Annotated in this window: 12 protein-coding genes; 11 read left to right on the forward strand and 1 reads right to left on the reverse strand. The window is 70.6% G+C overall.

Going from position 1 to position 13,894, the window contains the following annotated elements; all coding sequences use genetic code 11:
* Positions 1-24 precede the first annotated feature (24 nt).
* From ACWDVB_RS26625 to ACWDVB_RS26640, 4 genes are all read left to right on the forward strand, one after another.
* Positions 25-1,359, forward strand: coding sequence for an OFA family MFS transporter (locus ACWDVB_RS26625; protein ID WP_451517260.1), 1,335 nt, complete (start codon positions 25-27; stop codon positions 1,357-1,359).
* Entirely contained in the window at positions 1,328-1,480 is a 153-nt protein-coding gene (locus ACWDVB_RS26630) for an MFS transporter small subunit (protein WP_451517259.1), read from the forward strand. The genes ACWDVB_RS26625 and ACWDVB_RS26630 overlap by 32 nt, the downstream gene beginning before the upstream one ends.
* A 122-nt stretch (positions 1,481-1,602) precedes the next feature.
* A complete protein-coding gene (locus ACWDVB_RS26635) occupies positions 1,603-2,550 on the forward strand; it encodes a beta-ketoacyl-ACP synthase III (protein WP_451517258.1) in 948 nt (315 codons plus the stop codon).
* A 110-nt stretch (positions 2,551-2,660) separates the two neighbouring features.
* Positions 2,661-3,338 carry a GntR family transcriptional regulator gene (locus ACWDVB_RS26640; RefSeq protein ID WP_451517257.1) on the forward strand — a complete coding sequence of 226 codons (678 nt, stop codon included), beginning with the start codon at positions 2,661-2,663 and terminating at the stop codon, positions 3,336-3,338.
* Here the strand turns inward: ACWDVB_RS26640 and ACWDVB_RS26645 are convergent, their stop codons facing one another.
* Positions 3,339-3,767, reverse strand: a complete 429-nt coding sequence (locus tag ACWDVB_RS26645) for a PaaI family thioesterase (RefSeq protein ID WP_451517256.1) — start codon at positions 3,765-3,767, stop codon at positions 3,339-3,341.
* Between the two features lie 296 nt (positions 3,768-4,063).
* Here ACWDVB_RS26645 and ACWDVB_RS26650 point away from each other — a divergent pair, with 296 nt between their 5' ends.
* The 7 genes from ACWDVB_RS26650 to ACWDVB_RS26680 all read left to right on the forward strand — a co-directional run bounded on the left by ACWDVB_RS26650 (position 4,064) and on the right by ACWDVB_RS26680 (position 13,879).
* A complete protein-coding gene (locus ACWDVB_RS26650) occupies positions 4,064-5,245 on the forward strand; it encodes an ROK family protein (RefSeq protein ID WP_451517255.1) in 1,182 nt (393 codons plus the stop codon).
* Between the two features lie 98 nt (positions 5,246-5,343).
* On the forward strand, positions 5,344-6,861 hold the full coding sequence (locus ACWDVB_RS26655) for a sugar ABC transporter ATP-binding protein (protein ID WP_451517254.1): 1,518 nt from the start codon (positions 5,344-5,346) through the stop codon (positions 6,859-6,861).
* Positions 6,858-7,877 carry an ABC transporter permease gene (locus ACWDVB_RS26660; RefSeq protein WP_451517253.1) on the forward strand — a complete coding sequence of 340 codons (1,020 nt, stop codon included), beginning with the start codon at positions 6,858-6,860 and terminating at the stop codon, positions 7,875-7,877. Before ACWDVB_RS26655 ends, ACWDVB_RS26660 begins: the two co-directional genes overlap by 4 nt.
* A gap of 15 nt (positions 7,878-7,892) precedes the next feature.
* Positions 7,893-8,933, forward strand: coding sequence for a substrate-binding domain-containing protein (locus ACWDVB_RS26665; RefSeq protein ID WP_451517252.1), 1,041 nt, complete (start codon positions 7,893-7,895; stop codon positions 8,931-8,933).
* A 48-nt stretch (positions 8,934-8,981) separates the two neighbouring features.
* A complete protein-coding gene (locus ACWDVB_RS26670) occupies positions 8,982-10,190 on the forward strand; it encodes a Gfo/Idh/MocA family protein (RefSeq protein WP_451517251.1) in 1,209 nt (402 codons plus the stop codon).
* A gap of 11 nt (positions 10,191-10,201) precedes the next feature.
* Entirely contained in the window at positions 10,202-11,206 is a 1,005-nt protein-coding gene (locus tag ACWDVB_RS26675; RefSeq protein WP_451517250.1) for a sugar phosphate isomerase/epimerase family protein, read from the forward strand.
* Positions 11,207-11,392: 186 nt separating this feature from the next.
* On the forward strand, positions 11,393-13,879 hold the full coding sequence (locus ACWDVB_RS26680; protein ID WP_451517249.1) for a PQQ-dependent sugar dehydrogenase: 2,487 nt from the start codon (positions 11,393-11,395) through the stop codon (positions 13,877-13,879).
* Positions 13,880-13,894 lie beyond the last annotated feature (15 nt).

Below are 13,894 nucleotides of genomic sequence, written 5' to 3' on the forward strand. Positions count from 1 at the left end.
GCCCGCTTCCTAGCGTTCCGGATCATGAGGCCCCCCGTCGCGCCCCCCGGCTGGAGCCGCTGGCTCGTGCCGCCCGCAGCCCTGTCGGTGCACCTGTCCATCGGCCAGGCGTACGCCTGGAGCGTCTTCAAGCCGCCCCTCGAATCCGCCCTGCACCTCAGCGGCACCCAGAGCGCGCTCCCCTTCCAGCTCGGCATCGTCATGCTCGGCCTGTCCGCCGCCTTCGGCGGCACGCTCGTCGAGCGCAACGGCCCGCGCTGGGCGATGACCGTGGCCCTGGCCTGCTTCTCCTCGGGCTTCCTGCTCGCCGCGCTCGGCGCCGCGACCCGCCAGTACTGGCTGATCGTGTTCGGCTACGGCTTCGTCGGCGGGATCGGCCTCGGCATCGGCTACATCTCGCCCGTCTCCACCCTCATCAAATGGTTCCCCGACCGTCCGGGCATGGCCACCGGCATCGCGATCATGGGCTTCGGCGGCGGCGCGCTCATCGCCTCGCCGTGGTCCGCGCGGATGCTGGACTCCTTCGGCGCGGACTCGGACGGCATCGCGCTCGCCTTCCTCGTGCACGGCCTCACGTACGCGGTCTTCATGACGCTCGGCGTGCTTCTGATCCGCGTACCCCGTACGGAGGGCGCCCACAGGCCCGGCGCGCCCGGCACGCTCGACGGGCCGCAGGTGTCGGCGCGGCAGGCCGTCCGCACCCCGCAGTTCTGGTGCCTGTGGGTCGTCCTGTGCATGAACGTGACCGCGGGCATCGGCATCCTGGAGAAGGCCGCCCCGATGATCACGGACTTCTTCGCCGACACCGCGACACCCGTCTCGGTCTCCGCCGCGGCCGGTTTCGTCGCCCTGCTCTCGGCCGCCAACATGGCCGGGCGCATCGGCTGGTCCTCGGCCTCCGACCTGATCGGCCGCAAGAACGTCTACCGCGTCTATCTCGGCGCGGGCGCGCTCATGTATCTGCTCATCGCCCGCTTCGGGGACACCTCGAAGCCGCTGTTCATCGTCTGCGCCCTGGTGATCCTCTCCTTCTACGGAGGCGGCTTCGCGACCGTCCCCGCCTATCTCAAGGACCTCTTCGGCACCTACCAGGTCGGCGCCATCCACGGCAGGCTGCTCACCGCCTGGTCCACGGCGGGCGTCCTCGGCCCGCTCATCGTGAACCGGGTGGCCGACCACCAGGAGGAGGCGGGCAGGCACGGATCAGGGCTCTACGGCCTCTCCTTCGCGATCATGATCGGGTTGCTGCTCCTCGGCTTCGTCGCCAACGAGCTGGTGCGCCCGGTCCACCCCCGCCACCACATCCCCGTCCCGAGGGAGGCCGGCGATGACCAGCCCGCCGAGCACACCGCCAAGTGACCGCCGCGTGCCGGGTCACCGACGCGCACTCACCGTGTTCGCCTGGCTCTGGGTGGGGCTACCACTCGGTTACGGAGTGTATGAACTCGTACACAAGGTCACACAGCTCTTCAGAGGGTGACCGGATCATGAGAAGCATCCAAAGCAGACGCGCCTTTCCTGTCGCTTTACGTGTCCTGTTACCGGTGAGTCGCTGACCAGACTGGAGGGTCCCGCATCTTCCGCAACAAGGGGGACCCGTACATGCACGGCTCGCGCATCGCCGCTGTCGGTCACTATCAGCCCGCCAAGATCCTCACCAATGAGGCTCTGGCGGAGATGGTCGACACCAGCGACGAGTGGATCCGGTCCCGAGCGGGCATCCGCACCCGGCACATCGCGGGGCCCGAGGAGCCGGTCGACGAGCTGGCCGCGCACGCCGGCGGCAAGGCTCTGGCGGCGGCGGGCCTGACCCCCGACGCGATCGACCTGGTCCTGGTCGCCACCTCCACGGCCATCGACCGGTCGCCGAACATGGCCGCCCGGGTGGCGGCCCGGCTCGGCATCCCCTCGCCGTCCGCGATGGACATCAACGTCGTGTGCGCGGGCTTCACGCACGCGCTCGCCACCGCCGACCACACCGTACGGGCCGGGGCCGCCACCCGCGCCCTGGTCATCGGCGCCGACAAGATGTCCGAGGTCACCGACTGGACGGACCGCACCACCTGCGTGCTGACCGGCGACGGCGCGGGCGCCGCCGTCGTCGAGGCGTGCGCACCCGGCGAGGAGCCCGGCATCGGCCCGGTGCTGTGGGGCTCGGTGCCCGAGATGGGCAACGCCGTCCGTATCGAGGGCACCCCGCCGCGCTTCGCCCAGGAGGGGCAGAGCGTCTACCGCTGGGCGACCACCCAGCTGCCGCCGCTGGCCCGCGCGGCCTGCGAGCGCGCCGGGCTCACCCCGGCCGACCTCGCCGGGCTCGTCCTGCACCAGGCCAACCTCCGCATCATCGAGCCGCTCGCGGAGCGCATCGGCGCGGTGAACGCCGTCGTCGCGCGCGATGTCGTCGACTCGGGGAACACCTCGGCGGGGAGCATCCCGATGGCCCTGTCCAAGCTGGTGGAGCGCGGAGAGCTGTGCTCCGGCGACCCGGTCCTGCTGTTCGGCTTCGGCGGGAACCTGTCGTACGCGGGGCAGGTCGTGCGCTGCCCGTGAACCCGTGAACGGGCCTCGCGTCGCAGTGTGATCGGCTCAACTCGCCCTGTTGCCCGCCTCGGCAGCTCGTAGACTGTAGACAAAAGGCAATCGTCGAGGAGGGGATCGCGATGTTGTCCACAGGACTGCCGCAGGGGGCGGTGCCCAGGCTCGAACGCCCCGGGCCGCTCAGAGAGCGGGTCTACGAGGCGCTGCTCGAACTCATCACGACCCGTTCGCTGCGGCCCGGCCAGCACCTGGTCGAGAGTGAACTGGCCGGACACCTCGGGGTCTCGCGGCAGCCGGTGCGCGAGGCGCTGCAGCGGCTCAACACCGAGGGCTGGGTCGACCTGCGGCCGGCCCAGGGCGCGTTCGTGCACGAGCCGACCGAGGAGGAGGCGGACCAACTGCTCACGGTCCGCACCCTGTTGGAGGCCGAGGCCGCCCGCCTCGCCGCCGCGAACACCGGCACCGCCGGCATCACCGCCCTCGACGAGCTCTGCACCCGGGGCGAACAGGCCGTTGAGGACGGCGACATCGACCAGGTGGTCGCGCTCAACGCCGCCTTCCACGCCAAGGTGATGGAGCTCGCGGGCAATGTGGTCCTCGCCGAGCTGGCCGGGCAGGTGGACCGCAGGGTCCGCTGGTACTACACACCGGTGGCCCGTCAGCGCGGCAGTCAGTCCTGGCTGGAGCACCGCGAGCTGATCGCCGCCATCGCCGGGCGCGACGAGCGGCGCGCCACGGAGATCATGCGGGCCCACACCGAGCACACGCGGCAGACGTACCACCGGCGCGAGCGGGCCTGATCACCGCTCGCTCCTCGCGCCGAGCACCGCCTGCGTCTGCGTGGTCTGTCCCGTCAGCCGCCCCTGATCGTCGTACACCTCGGTCTGTACGACGATGAAGGAGCCGCCGATGTGCAGCGGGCGGGCCACGGCGCGGGCCGTTCCTGAGCGCACGGCCCGCAGGAAGTTGGTCTTGGACTCGATCGTCGACGTGGCCGCGCCGTCCGGCAGGTTGAGGTACGCGCAGACCGCGCCGACCGTGTCCGCGAGGGCCATCACCGCTCCGCCGTGCAGCACGCCGCCCGCCGTGCACAGCTCCGGCGACCACGGCAGGGTGCCCTCCACCCGGTCGGGTCCCGTCTCTTCGAAGGCGATGCCGAGATGCCCGGCGAAGGGCACGGCGGCGAGCAGTTGGGCGCGCAGATCGTTCTCGGGCAGGGTGTCCGACATGGGGTGACCTTCCACTGGGGGGCCGTGGCGGACCACCATCGTGCGGCACGGCCCCTGGAGGCGTCGATTACCTCACAGGTAAGCCGACGGCGGTGGTGACCTTTCAGCGCCCTCCAGGTCTTTGTCCTGTGACTGGAGAAAGTCATGGGTAATTCCCGCGCAACTTCTTCCCACTCCCGGCACGCGCTGCTACGTTCCCCTCGAAAGCCTGAAGGAAGCCCAGAGGCACGTACGTCGGCGCCGAGGGCAACGCGGCAATGGACAGCCCGATGAGGCGGGAGGGGCGCGTGAGACGTATGACGGCTCGACCCGCCAACGCACACCAGGCGCGGCTGCTACGGCTGTTGCGTGACGGCGGGCCCAACTCCCGTGCGCAGCTGGGCGACCAGGTCGACCTCTCGCGGTCCAAGCTGGCCGTCGAGGTCGACCGGCTCCTGGAGACCGGACTCGTGGTCGCCGACGGACTCGCCGCCTCGCGCGGCGGCCGCCGCTCCCACAACATCCGGCTCGCCCCGGCGCTGCGCTTCCTCGGCGTGGACATCGGCGCGACCTCGGTCGACGTCGCGGTGACCAACGCCGAACTGGAGGTCCTCGGCCACATCAACCAGCCCATGGACGTGCGTGAGGGCCCGGTCGCGGTCTTCGAGCAAGTCCTCGCCATGGCGGCCAAGTTGCGTGCGTCCGGGCTCGCGGAAGGGTTCGACGGCGCCGGTATAGGCGTCCCCGGGCCCGTCCGCTTCCCCGAGGGCGTGCCGGTCGCCCCGCCGATCATGCCGGGATGGGACGGCTTCCCCGTCAGGGAGGCCCTCAGCCAGGAGCTTGGCTGCCCCGTCATGGTCGACAACGACGTGAACCTCATGGCGATGGGGGAGCAGCACGCGGGCGTCGCACGCTCCGTGGGCGACTTCCTCTGCGTCAAGATCGGCACCGGCATAGGGTGCGGCATCGTCGTCGGCGGCGAGGTCTACCGCGGTACGACGGGCAGCGCCGGCGACATCGGCCACATCCAGGCGGAACCGGACGGGCGACCCTGCGCCTGCGGCAACCGGGGCTGCCTGGAGGCCTACTTCAGCGGCGCGGCGCTCGCCCGCGACGCCGAGGAGGCGGCCACCCAGGGGCGATCGGCGGAGCTCGCCACGCGGCTCGACGAGGCGGGGCGGCTCAGCGCCGTCGACGTCGCGGCGGCCGCCGCGGCGGGCGACGCCACCGCGCTCGACCTCATCCGCGAGGGCGGCAACCGCACCGGCCAGGTCATCGCGGCCCTCGTCAGCTTCTTCAACCCCGGCCTGGTGGTGATAGGCGGCGGTGTGACCGGACTCGGCCACACCCTGCTCGCCGCGATCCGCACCCAGGTCTACCGCCAGTCCCTGCCGCTGGCCACCGGCAACCTCCCCATAGTGCTCGGCGAACTGGGCCCCACCGCCGGAGTCATAGGCGGCGCCCGGCTCATAAGCGACCACCTGTTCTCACCGGCGTAACACCGCTCCCCGATCACCACACTTGCACAGCGCACTGCTCTGCCCTGCCCTGCCCTGCCCCGAGACCGGCACGTACGCACCCCCCTAGGGGAACCGTCATGGCACCAGAACCACCGCTGCTCACCATGTCCGGCATCACCAAGTCGTTCCCCGGCGTCCGTGCCCTCGACGGCGTCGACCTCCAGGTCCAGGCCGGGGAAGTGCACTGCCTCCTCGGCCAGAACGGCGCCGGGAAGTCCACGCTCATCAAGGTCCTCGCGGGGGCCCACCAGCCCGACGACGGCGAGATCGTCTGGCGCGGAGAGCGCACCACGCTCCGCTCGCCCATCGCGGCCATGCGGCTCGGCATCGCCACCATCTACCAGGAGCTCGACCTGGTGGAGCACCTCTCCGTCGCCGAGAACGTCCACCTCGGGCACGAGCCGACCACCGCCGGATTCGTCGTACGCGGACGGGACGCGAGGGCTACAGCGGCAGCTCTGCTCAAACGGCTTGGGCACGGAGAGATCGATCCCGGACGGCTCGTCGGTGACCTCTCCGCCGCCCAGCAGCAGATCGTTTCGATGGCCCGCGCGCTCTCCCACGAGGTGCGCCTCATCGTCATGGACGAACCGTCCGCGGCCCTCGACCCGGACGAGGTCGACAACCTCTTCCGCATCGTCGGCGACCTCACCGCGGACGGCGTCGCCGTCGTCTACATCTCGCACCGCCTCGAAGAGATCCGCCGCATCGGCGACCGCGTCACCGTCCTCAAGGACGGGCGCGCCGTCGCGGGCGGACTGCCCGCCAAGTCGACGCCGACCAAGGACGTGGTGGCCCTGATGACCGGCCGCAACGTCGAGTACGTCTTTCCGGAGCGGCCCGCCGAACAGGCTCCGGCGCAACCGGTGCTGACTGTCAGGGGTCTCACCCGGCACGGCGAGTTCGAACCCCTCGACCTCGACGTGCGCCCCGGTGAGATCGTCGGCCTCGCCGGACTCGTCGGATCGGGGCGCTCCGAGATCCTGGAGACGATCTACGGTGCCCGTAAGCCGAGCGCCGGCGAAGTGAGCATCGGCGGACGGGCGTTGCGTCCCGGAAGTGTCCGCGCCGCCGTCCGCGCGGGCCTCGGCCTCGCGCCCGAGGAACGCAAGGCGCAGGCACTGCTCATGCTGGAGTCCGTCACCCGCAATGTGTCGGTCTCCTCCATGTCCCGCTTCTCGCGCGGCGGATGGCTCGACCGGGGCGCCGAGCGGGCGGCCGCGCGAGCCGCCACCCGCGAACTGTCGCTGCGCCCCGACGAGCCCTCCGCCCCCGTCCGCACCCTCTCCGGAGGCAACCAGCAGAAGGCCGTCCTGGCCCGCTGGCTCCTGCGCGGCTGCCGCGTCCTGCTGCTCGACGAGCCGACCCGCGGCGTCGACGTCGGCGCCCGCGCCGAGCTGTACGCGGTGATCCGCCGCCTCGCCGACGAAGGCCTCGCCGTACTCCTCGTCTCCAGCGAGGTGCCCGAGGTGCTCGGACTCGCCGACCGCGTCCTGGTGCTCCGCGAGGGCCGCGTCGTGCACACCGCCCCCGCCCGTGACCTCGACGAACACCGCGTACTCGACCTCGTCCTCGAAGGGAGCCCGGCGTCATGACCCAGCCCGCCCCGGCGGCCGAGGCCGCCACCCGCAAGACCGGCCCGGCCGACGACGGCAGCCCGTGGCGCACCAAGCTGGCGCGCGCCGACGTGCGCACGCTCTCGCTGCTCGGCGTGCTGGCCGCGCTGGTCGTCATCGGCGGCATCACCCAGCCCGACTCGTTCCTGGACACCGACAACGTCCAGCTGATCCTCACCCAGGCCTCCGTCATCGGCGTCGTCACCGTCGGTATGACGTTCGTGATCATCTCCGGCGGCATCGACCTGTCCGTCGGAGCGATCGTCGCGCTCGCCTCGGTGTGGGCGACGACGGTCGCCACCCAGGAGTACGGCTTCGCGGGCATCCTCTTCACCGCCGTGATCGTCGGCATGGGGTGCGGCCTGGTCAACGGGCTGCTCATCGCGTACGGCGGGATAGTGCCGTTCATCGCCACCCTCGCCATGCTGGCGTCGGGCCGCGGCCTCGCCCTCCAGATCACCGACGGCAAGACCCAAATGGTCACCGTCGACGGAGTGCTGGAACTCGGCTTGCGAGACTCCTACGTATTCGGCATCCCGCCGCTCGTCCTGGTCTTCGCCGCCGTCACCGTCGTCGGCTGGCTGCTGCTGAACCGCACCACCTTCGGCCGCCGCTCCGTCGCGGTCGGCGGCAACGCGGAAGCGGCGCGCCTCGCGGGCATCGACGTACGAAGGCAGCGGCTGTACCTGTATCTGCTCTCCGGGCTGTGCTGCGGCATCGCGGCGTTCCTGCTGATCGTCCTCGCCGGTTCGGGACAGAACACCAACGGCAATCTGTACGAACTCGACGCCATCGCCGCGGCGATCATCGGCGGCACGCTGCTCAGCGGCGGCCGGGGCACCATCATCGGCTCGGTGCTCGGCGTGCTGATCTTCACCACGATCCAGAACATCTTCGCGCTCAACAACCTGGAGACCGCGACCCAGCAGATCGCCAAGGGCGCGATCATCGTCGCCGCGGTGCTCGTCCAACGACGTACGGCCCACACATCCTGAGTCGAGGGGTTCACCATGCCAACCAACACGAGTCGCAGAGGACTCCTCTTCGGAGCCGCCGCCCTGTCGTCCGGAGCGCTGCTCACGGGCTGCACCAGCAACGAGCCCGAGGAAGAGGGGGCCGAGGGGAAGGAGCAGCAGGTCGCCGACGACAAGCCGGGCAAGAAGGTCACCATAGGCTTCGCGGGCCCCCAGGCCGACCACGGCTGGCTCAACGCCATCAACGACAACGCCAAGAAGCGGGCGGAGAAGTACTCCGACGTCACCTTGGAGTCCACCGAGGGCTCCAACGACACCGCCGCCCAGATCGGCCAGGTCGAGACGCTCATCAACAAGAAGGTCGACGTCCTGGTGATCCTGCCGGCCGACGGCAAGGCGCTCACCCAGGTCGGCCTGAAGGCGATGAAGGCGGGCATCCCCGTCGTCAATCTCGACCGCGTCTTCGCCTCCCCGCAGGCCTACCGCTGCTGGATCGGCGGCGACAACTACGGCATGGGCCTGAGCGCCGGCCACTACATCGGCGAGAAGCTCAAGGACAAGAAGAACGCGCGCGTGGTCGAACTGGCCGGGCTCGACAACCTTGAACTCACCAAGCAGCGCTCGAAGGGCTTCGACGACGCCCTCAAGAACTACCCGGACATCAAGAAGGTCGCCCGCCAGGCCGCCGAGTTCACCGTCGAGTCGGGGCAGTCGAAGATGTCCCAGCTCCTCCAGGCGCAGAAGAACTTCGACGCCCTGTGGAACCACGACGACGACCAGGGCGTGGGCGCCCTGCGCGCCATCAAGCAGGCGGGCCGCGACGACTTCCTGATGGTCGGCGGCGCGGGCGCGCTCTCCGCCTTCCAGGCCATCGACGCGGACGACAGCGTCCTGAAGGCCACCGTCCTCTACCCGCCCACCATGGCCGCGTCCGCGATCGACCTGGCGCGCGCCCTCGGACAGGGCAAGGGCGTCAGCGGCATGGCGGAGTTCGAGATCCCGTCCTTCGTCACCTGCTACTCGGCCGTGGTCGACAAGGACAACGTCGGCCAGTACATGTCCACCGGCTTCAAGTGATGCGCGCGTCCGCACCCCCCACCGAGCGTCGACGACGAGGAGCACCGCATGCGTGAGACGGAACCGTCCGACTCCGGAGCGGCCGGGAAGCGGCCGCTGGGGGTGGGCATGGTCGGCTACGCCTTCATGGGCGCCGCCCACTCCCAGGGCTGGCGCACCGTGGGGCGGGTCTTCGACCTGCCCGTGCGGCCGGTGCTCTCGGCCGTCTGCGGCCGCGACGGCGGTGCCGTGCGCGCCGCCGCCGACCGGCTCGGCTGGGCCGCCGCCGAGACCGACTGGCGCGCCCTGATCGCCCGGGACGACGTCGACCTCGTCGACATCTGCACCCCCGGCGACAGCCACGCGGAGATCGCCCTCGCCGCCCTGGAGGCGGGCAAGCACGTCCTGTGCGAGAAACCCCTCGCCAACACCGTCGAGGAGGCCGAGGCCATGGCCGAGGCCGCCGAACAGGCCCGCGCCCGGGGCCAGGTGGCCATGGTCGGCTTCAACTACCGGCGGGTGCCCGCCCTCGCCCTGGCCCGGCGGATGGTCGCCGAGGGACGGCTCGGAGCGCTGCGGCACGTGCGTCTGACGTACCTTCAGGATTGGCTGGTGAGCGCCGACTTCCCGCTGACCTGGCGCCTCCTCAAGGAGCGCGCGGGCTCCGGTGCGCTCGGTGACCTCGGCGCGCACATCGTCGACCTCGCGCACTACCTGACGGGGGAACAGGTGGCCGGGGTGTCGGCGCTCACCGAGACCTTCGTCCGCGAACGGCCGCTTCTGGAGGGCGCCTCCAGCGGGCTCACCGCGGCGGGCGGCGCGCGGCGCGGCACGGTCACGGTGGACGACGCGGCCGTCTTCACCGGCCGCTTCCCCTCCGGCGCGCTGGCCTCCTTCGAGGCGACCCGCTTCGCCGCGGGCCGCAAGAACGCTCTGCGGGTCGAACTCAACGGCTCGGAAGGCTCGTTGGCCTTCGACCTGGAGCGTCTGAACGAACTCTCCTTCCACGACCACACCGAGCCCGCCGCGTCGTCCGGCTTCCGCCGCATCCTGGTGACCGAACCCGAGCACCCGTACCTGGACGCCTGGTGGCCGCCGGGCCACGGCCTCGGCTACGAGCACACGTTCGTACACCAGGCCCGCGACCTGCTGCACGCCATCGCCACCGGGACGCCCCCCGAGCCGTCCTTCAACGACGGCCTCAGCGTCCAGCGGGTGCTCGCCGCCGTGGAGGAGAGCGCCGCGAAGAACTCCGTCTACACGCCGGTCCCTGCCTGAGGAGGCCCTTCATGCCCCGTAGGTTCACGCTCTTCACCGGCCAGTGGGCCGACCTGCCACTCGAAGAGGTCTGCCGGCTCGCCCGCGACTTCGGCTACGACGGCCTCGAACTCGCTTGCTGGGGCGACCACTTCGAGGTCGACAAGGCGCTCGCCGACCCCGCCTACCTGGACGGGCGGCGCGCCCTGCTCGACAAGTACGGCCTCACATGCTGGGCGATCTCCAACCACCTCGTCGGCCAGGCCGTCTGCGACGCGATCATCGACGAGCGGCACCGGGCGATCCTGCCCGCCCGCATCTGGGGCGACGGCGAGGCGGAGGGCGTGCGGCAGCGGGCCGCCGCCGAGATCAAGGACACCGCGCGGGCCGCCGCCGCCTTCGGCGTCGACACCGTCGTCGGCTTCACCGGCTCGGCGATCTGGCACCTGGTCGCGATGTTCCCACCGGTCCCCGCATCCATGATCGAGCGCGGCTACGAGGACTTCGCCGAGCGCTGGAACCCGATCCTCGACGTCTTCGACGAGCAGGGCGTGCGCTTCGCCCACGAGGTGCATCCGTCCGAGATCGCGTACGACTACTGGACCACGCACAAGGCGCTCGAAGCCGTCGGCCACCGCCCCGCCTTCGGCCTGAACTTCGACCCCTCGCACTTCGTGTGGCAGGACCTCGATCCGGTCGGTTTCCTCTACGACTTCCGGGACCGCGTCTACCACGTCGACTGCAAGGAGGCCCGGCGCCGCCTGGACGGCCGCAACGGCCGGCTCGGCTCGCACCTGCCGTGGGGCGACCCGCGGCGCGGCTGGGACTTCGTCTCGGCGGGCCACGGGGACGTCCCCTGGGAGGACGTCTTCCGCATGCTCGGCTCCATCGCGTACGAGGGTCCGATCTCGGTGGAGTGGGAGGACGCCGGCATGGACCGGCTCCAGGGCGCCCCGGAGGCCCTCGCGCGTTTGAAGGCGTACGACTTCGAGGCGCCGACCGCCTCGTTCGACGCCGCGTTCGGTGGCTCGGATTAGCCGCGCCCACCATGTTTGTCCAGTGACGGGAGAAAGCTGAACTTCGGTGCCGCGTAAGGGCTATCCGCCCGGGACAAACGTGGCTACCGTCCCTGATGTGTACAGGACATGAAGGTCCGGGGTGACGGCGCACCCCGGCGCACGGCGCACACACCCGCGTACGACCGTCCCCTCCGGAGGAACCCCGTGCACAGGAAACGCCCCAGACTGCGAAACAAAGCCCTCGCCCTGCTCACCGGCACGCTGCTCACCGGTGCCTCGCTCGCCCTCGCCATACCGCAGGCCGGGGCCGCTCCCGCCGACCCGCCCTCGACGGCCGCCCCCGCCGCCGAGGACTTCCAGCAGGTCACCCTCGCCAAGGGCGAGCCGGAGGTGGGCGAGCCCATGACGCTCTCCGTGCTCCCCGACCGCTCGGTCCTGCACACCTCCCGCGACGGCACGCTGCGGCTGACGGACTCCGCGGGCAACACCAGGATCGTGGGCAAGATCCCCGTCTACACGCACGACGAAGAGGGCCTCCAAGGCGTCGCCATCGACCCCAAGTTCAGCGAGAACCGCGCGATCTTCCTCTACTACGCGCCTCCGCTCGACACCCCCGCGGGCGACGCCCCGGAGAACGGCACGGCCGAGGACATCAAGAAGTTCGACGGCGTCAACCGGCTCTCCCGCTTCGTCCTCAAGGCCGACGGCACCCTGGACACCGCGAGCGAGAAGAAGGTCCTCGACGTCCCCGCGAGCCGCGGCATCTGCTGCCACGTCGGCGGCGACATCGACTTCGACAAGGACGGCAACCTCTACCTCTCGACGGGCGACGACTCCAACCCCTTTGCCTCCGACGGCTTCACGCCCATCGACGAGCGCGCGGGCCGCAACCCCGCCTACGACGCCCGGCGCGGCGCGGGCAACACCAACGACCTGCGCGGCAAGATCCTGCGCGTCAAGGTCGCCGACGACGGCTCGTACACCGTCCCGGACGGCAACCTCTTCGCCAAGGGCACCGAGAAGACCCGCCCCGAGATCTACGCGATGGGCTTCCGCAACCCCTTCCGGATGAGCGTCGACAAACCGACCGGCACCGTCTACGTCGGTGACTACGGACCCGACGCGGGCGCCGCCGACCCCAAGCGCGGCCCCGCGGGACAGGTCGAGTTCGCCCGCGTGACCAAGCCGGGCAACTTCGGCTGGCCCTACTGCACCGGCAAGAACGACGCCTACATCGACTACGACTTCGCCACCGGCGCCTCGGGCGCGGCCTTCGACTGCGCGGCGCCGAAGAACGACTCGCCGTACAACACCGGACTGACCGACCTGCCGCCCGCTCAGGAGGCGTGGATTCCGTACGACGGCGGCTCCGTCCCCGAGTTCGGCTCCGGCTCCGAGTCCCCGATGGCGGGGCCCGTCTACCGCTACGACGCGGCGAACACCTCCCCGGTGAAGTTCCCCGAGGCGTACGACGGTGACTTCTTCGCGGGCGAGTTCGGCCGACGCTGGATCAAGCGCATCGAGCACGGCGCGGACGGCGCCGTGCAGTCCATCAACCCCTTTCCCTGGACGGGCACCCAGGTGATGGACATGGAGTTCGGCCCCGACGGCGCGCTCTACGTCCTGGACTACGGCACCGCATGGTTCGGCGGCGACGAGAACTCCGGCCTCTTCCGCATCGAGAACGCCACGACAGGGCACTCCCCGGTCGCCGAGGCGAGCGCGTCGGTGACCAGCGGCCAGGCCCCGCTGCGCACCAGGTTCACCGCGAAGGCCACGGACGCCGACGGCGGAACGCTCACCTACGCCTGGGACTTCGGCGACGGCGGCAAGTCCACTCAGCAGAACCCCACCTACACGTACAAGAAGAACGGCGTCTACACGGCGACCGTGACCGTCAAGGACTCCACCGGCCGCACCGGTTCCGCCAGCGCGCACATCACCGTCGGCAACACCGCGCCCAAGGTCACCCTGGAGCTCCCCGGTGACGGGCAGCTGTTCACCTTCGGCGACAAGGTGCCCTTCAAGGTGACGGTGACCGACCCGGAAGACGGCGCCACCGGTCCGATCGACTGCACCAAGGTCAAGGTCACCCACATCCTCGGCCACGACAGCCACGGCCACCCGGTCACCTCGGCCAACGGCTGCTCCGGCACCATCCAGACGTCGGCGGACGGCGAGCACGACCCGAACGCCAACATCTTCGGGGTCTTCGACGCCGAGTACACCGACAAGGGCGCGAACGGCCAGCCCGCGCTGACCACCCACGACCAGAACGTCGTCCAGCCCAAGCACCGCCAGGGCGAGCACTACGGCGACTCCAAGGGCGTGTCCGTGATCAACCACACCCCGGCGCACGGCGGCAAGACCGTCGGCGACATCCACAACGGCGACTGGATCTCCTTCAAGCCGTACATCCTCGCCAACGCCACCAAGCTGACCGCGCGGGTCGCCTCCGCCGGATCCGGCGGCACCCTGGAGGTCCGCAGCGGATCGGCCGGCGGCAGGCTGCTCGGCACGGCGAAGGTGGAACCGACCGGTTCGTGGGAGACGTACAAGGACGTCAGCACGGCCATCACGCGGGCGCCGTCGAAGACCACGACGCTGTATCTGGTCTTCAAGGGCAAGGGCGCGGGAGCGCTCTACGACGTGGACGACTTCACGTTCACGACGTCGGCCTCACACCGGTGAGGGAGGGGATGTGAC

The sequence above is a fragment of the Streptomyces sp. NPDC003379 genome, from assembly GCF_053589195.1.

Bases quoted from the DNA above. Each gene is read 5' to 3' on its own strand.
- ACWDVB_RS26650 (WP_451517255.1), top strand. From the start codon at position 4,064: ATGACGGCTCGACCCGCCAACGCACACCAGGCGCGGCTGCTACGGCTG.
- ACWDVB_RS26660 (WP_451517253.1), top strand. From the start codon at position 6,858: ATGACCCAGCCCGCCCCGGCGGCCGAGGCCGCCACCCGCAAGACCGGC.
- ACWDVB_RS26625 (WP_451517260.1), top strand. From the start codon at position 25: ATGAGGCCCCCCGTCGCGCCCCCCGGCTGGAGCCGCTGGCTCGTGCCG.
- ACWDVB_RS26655 (WP_451517254.1), top strand. From the start codon at position 5,344: ATGGCACCAGAACCACCGCTGCTCACCATGTCCGGCATCACCAAGTCG.
- ACWDVB_RS26635 (WP_451517258.1), top strand. From the start codon at position 1,603: ATGCACGGCTCGCGCATCGCCGCTGTCGGTCACTATCAGCCCGCCAAG.
- ACWDVB_RS26675 (WP_451517250.1), top strand. From the start codon at position 10,202: ATGCCCCGTAGGTTCACGCTCTTCACCGGCCAGTGGGCCGACCTGCCA.
- ACWDVB_RS26630 (WP_451517259.1), top strand. From the start codon at position 1,328: ATGACCAGCCCGCCGAGCACACCGCCAAGTGACCGCCGCGTGCCGGGT.
- ACWDVB_RS26665 (WP_451517252.1), top strand. From the start codon at position 7,893: ATGCCAACCAACACGAGTCGCAGAGGACTCCTCTTCGGAGCCGCCGCC.
- ACWDVB_RS26640 (WP_451517257.1), top strand. From the start codon at position 2,661: ATGTTGTCCACAGGACTGCCGCAGGGGGCGGTGCCCAGGCTCGAACGC.
- ACWDVB_RS26670 (WP_451517251.1), top strand. From the start codon at position 8,982: ATGCGTGAGACGGAACCGTCCGACTCCGGAGCGGCCGGGAAGCGGCCG.
- ACWDVB_RS26645 (WP_451517256.1), bottom strand. From the start codon at position 3,767: ATGTCGGACACCCTGCCCGAGAACGATCTGCGCGCCCAACTGCTCGCC.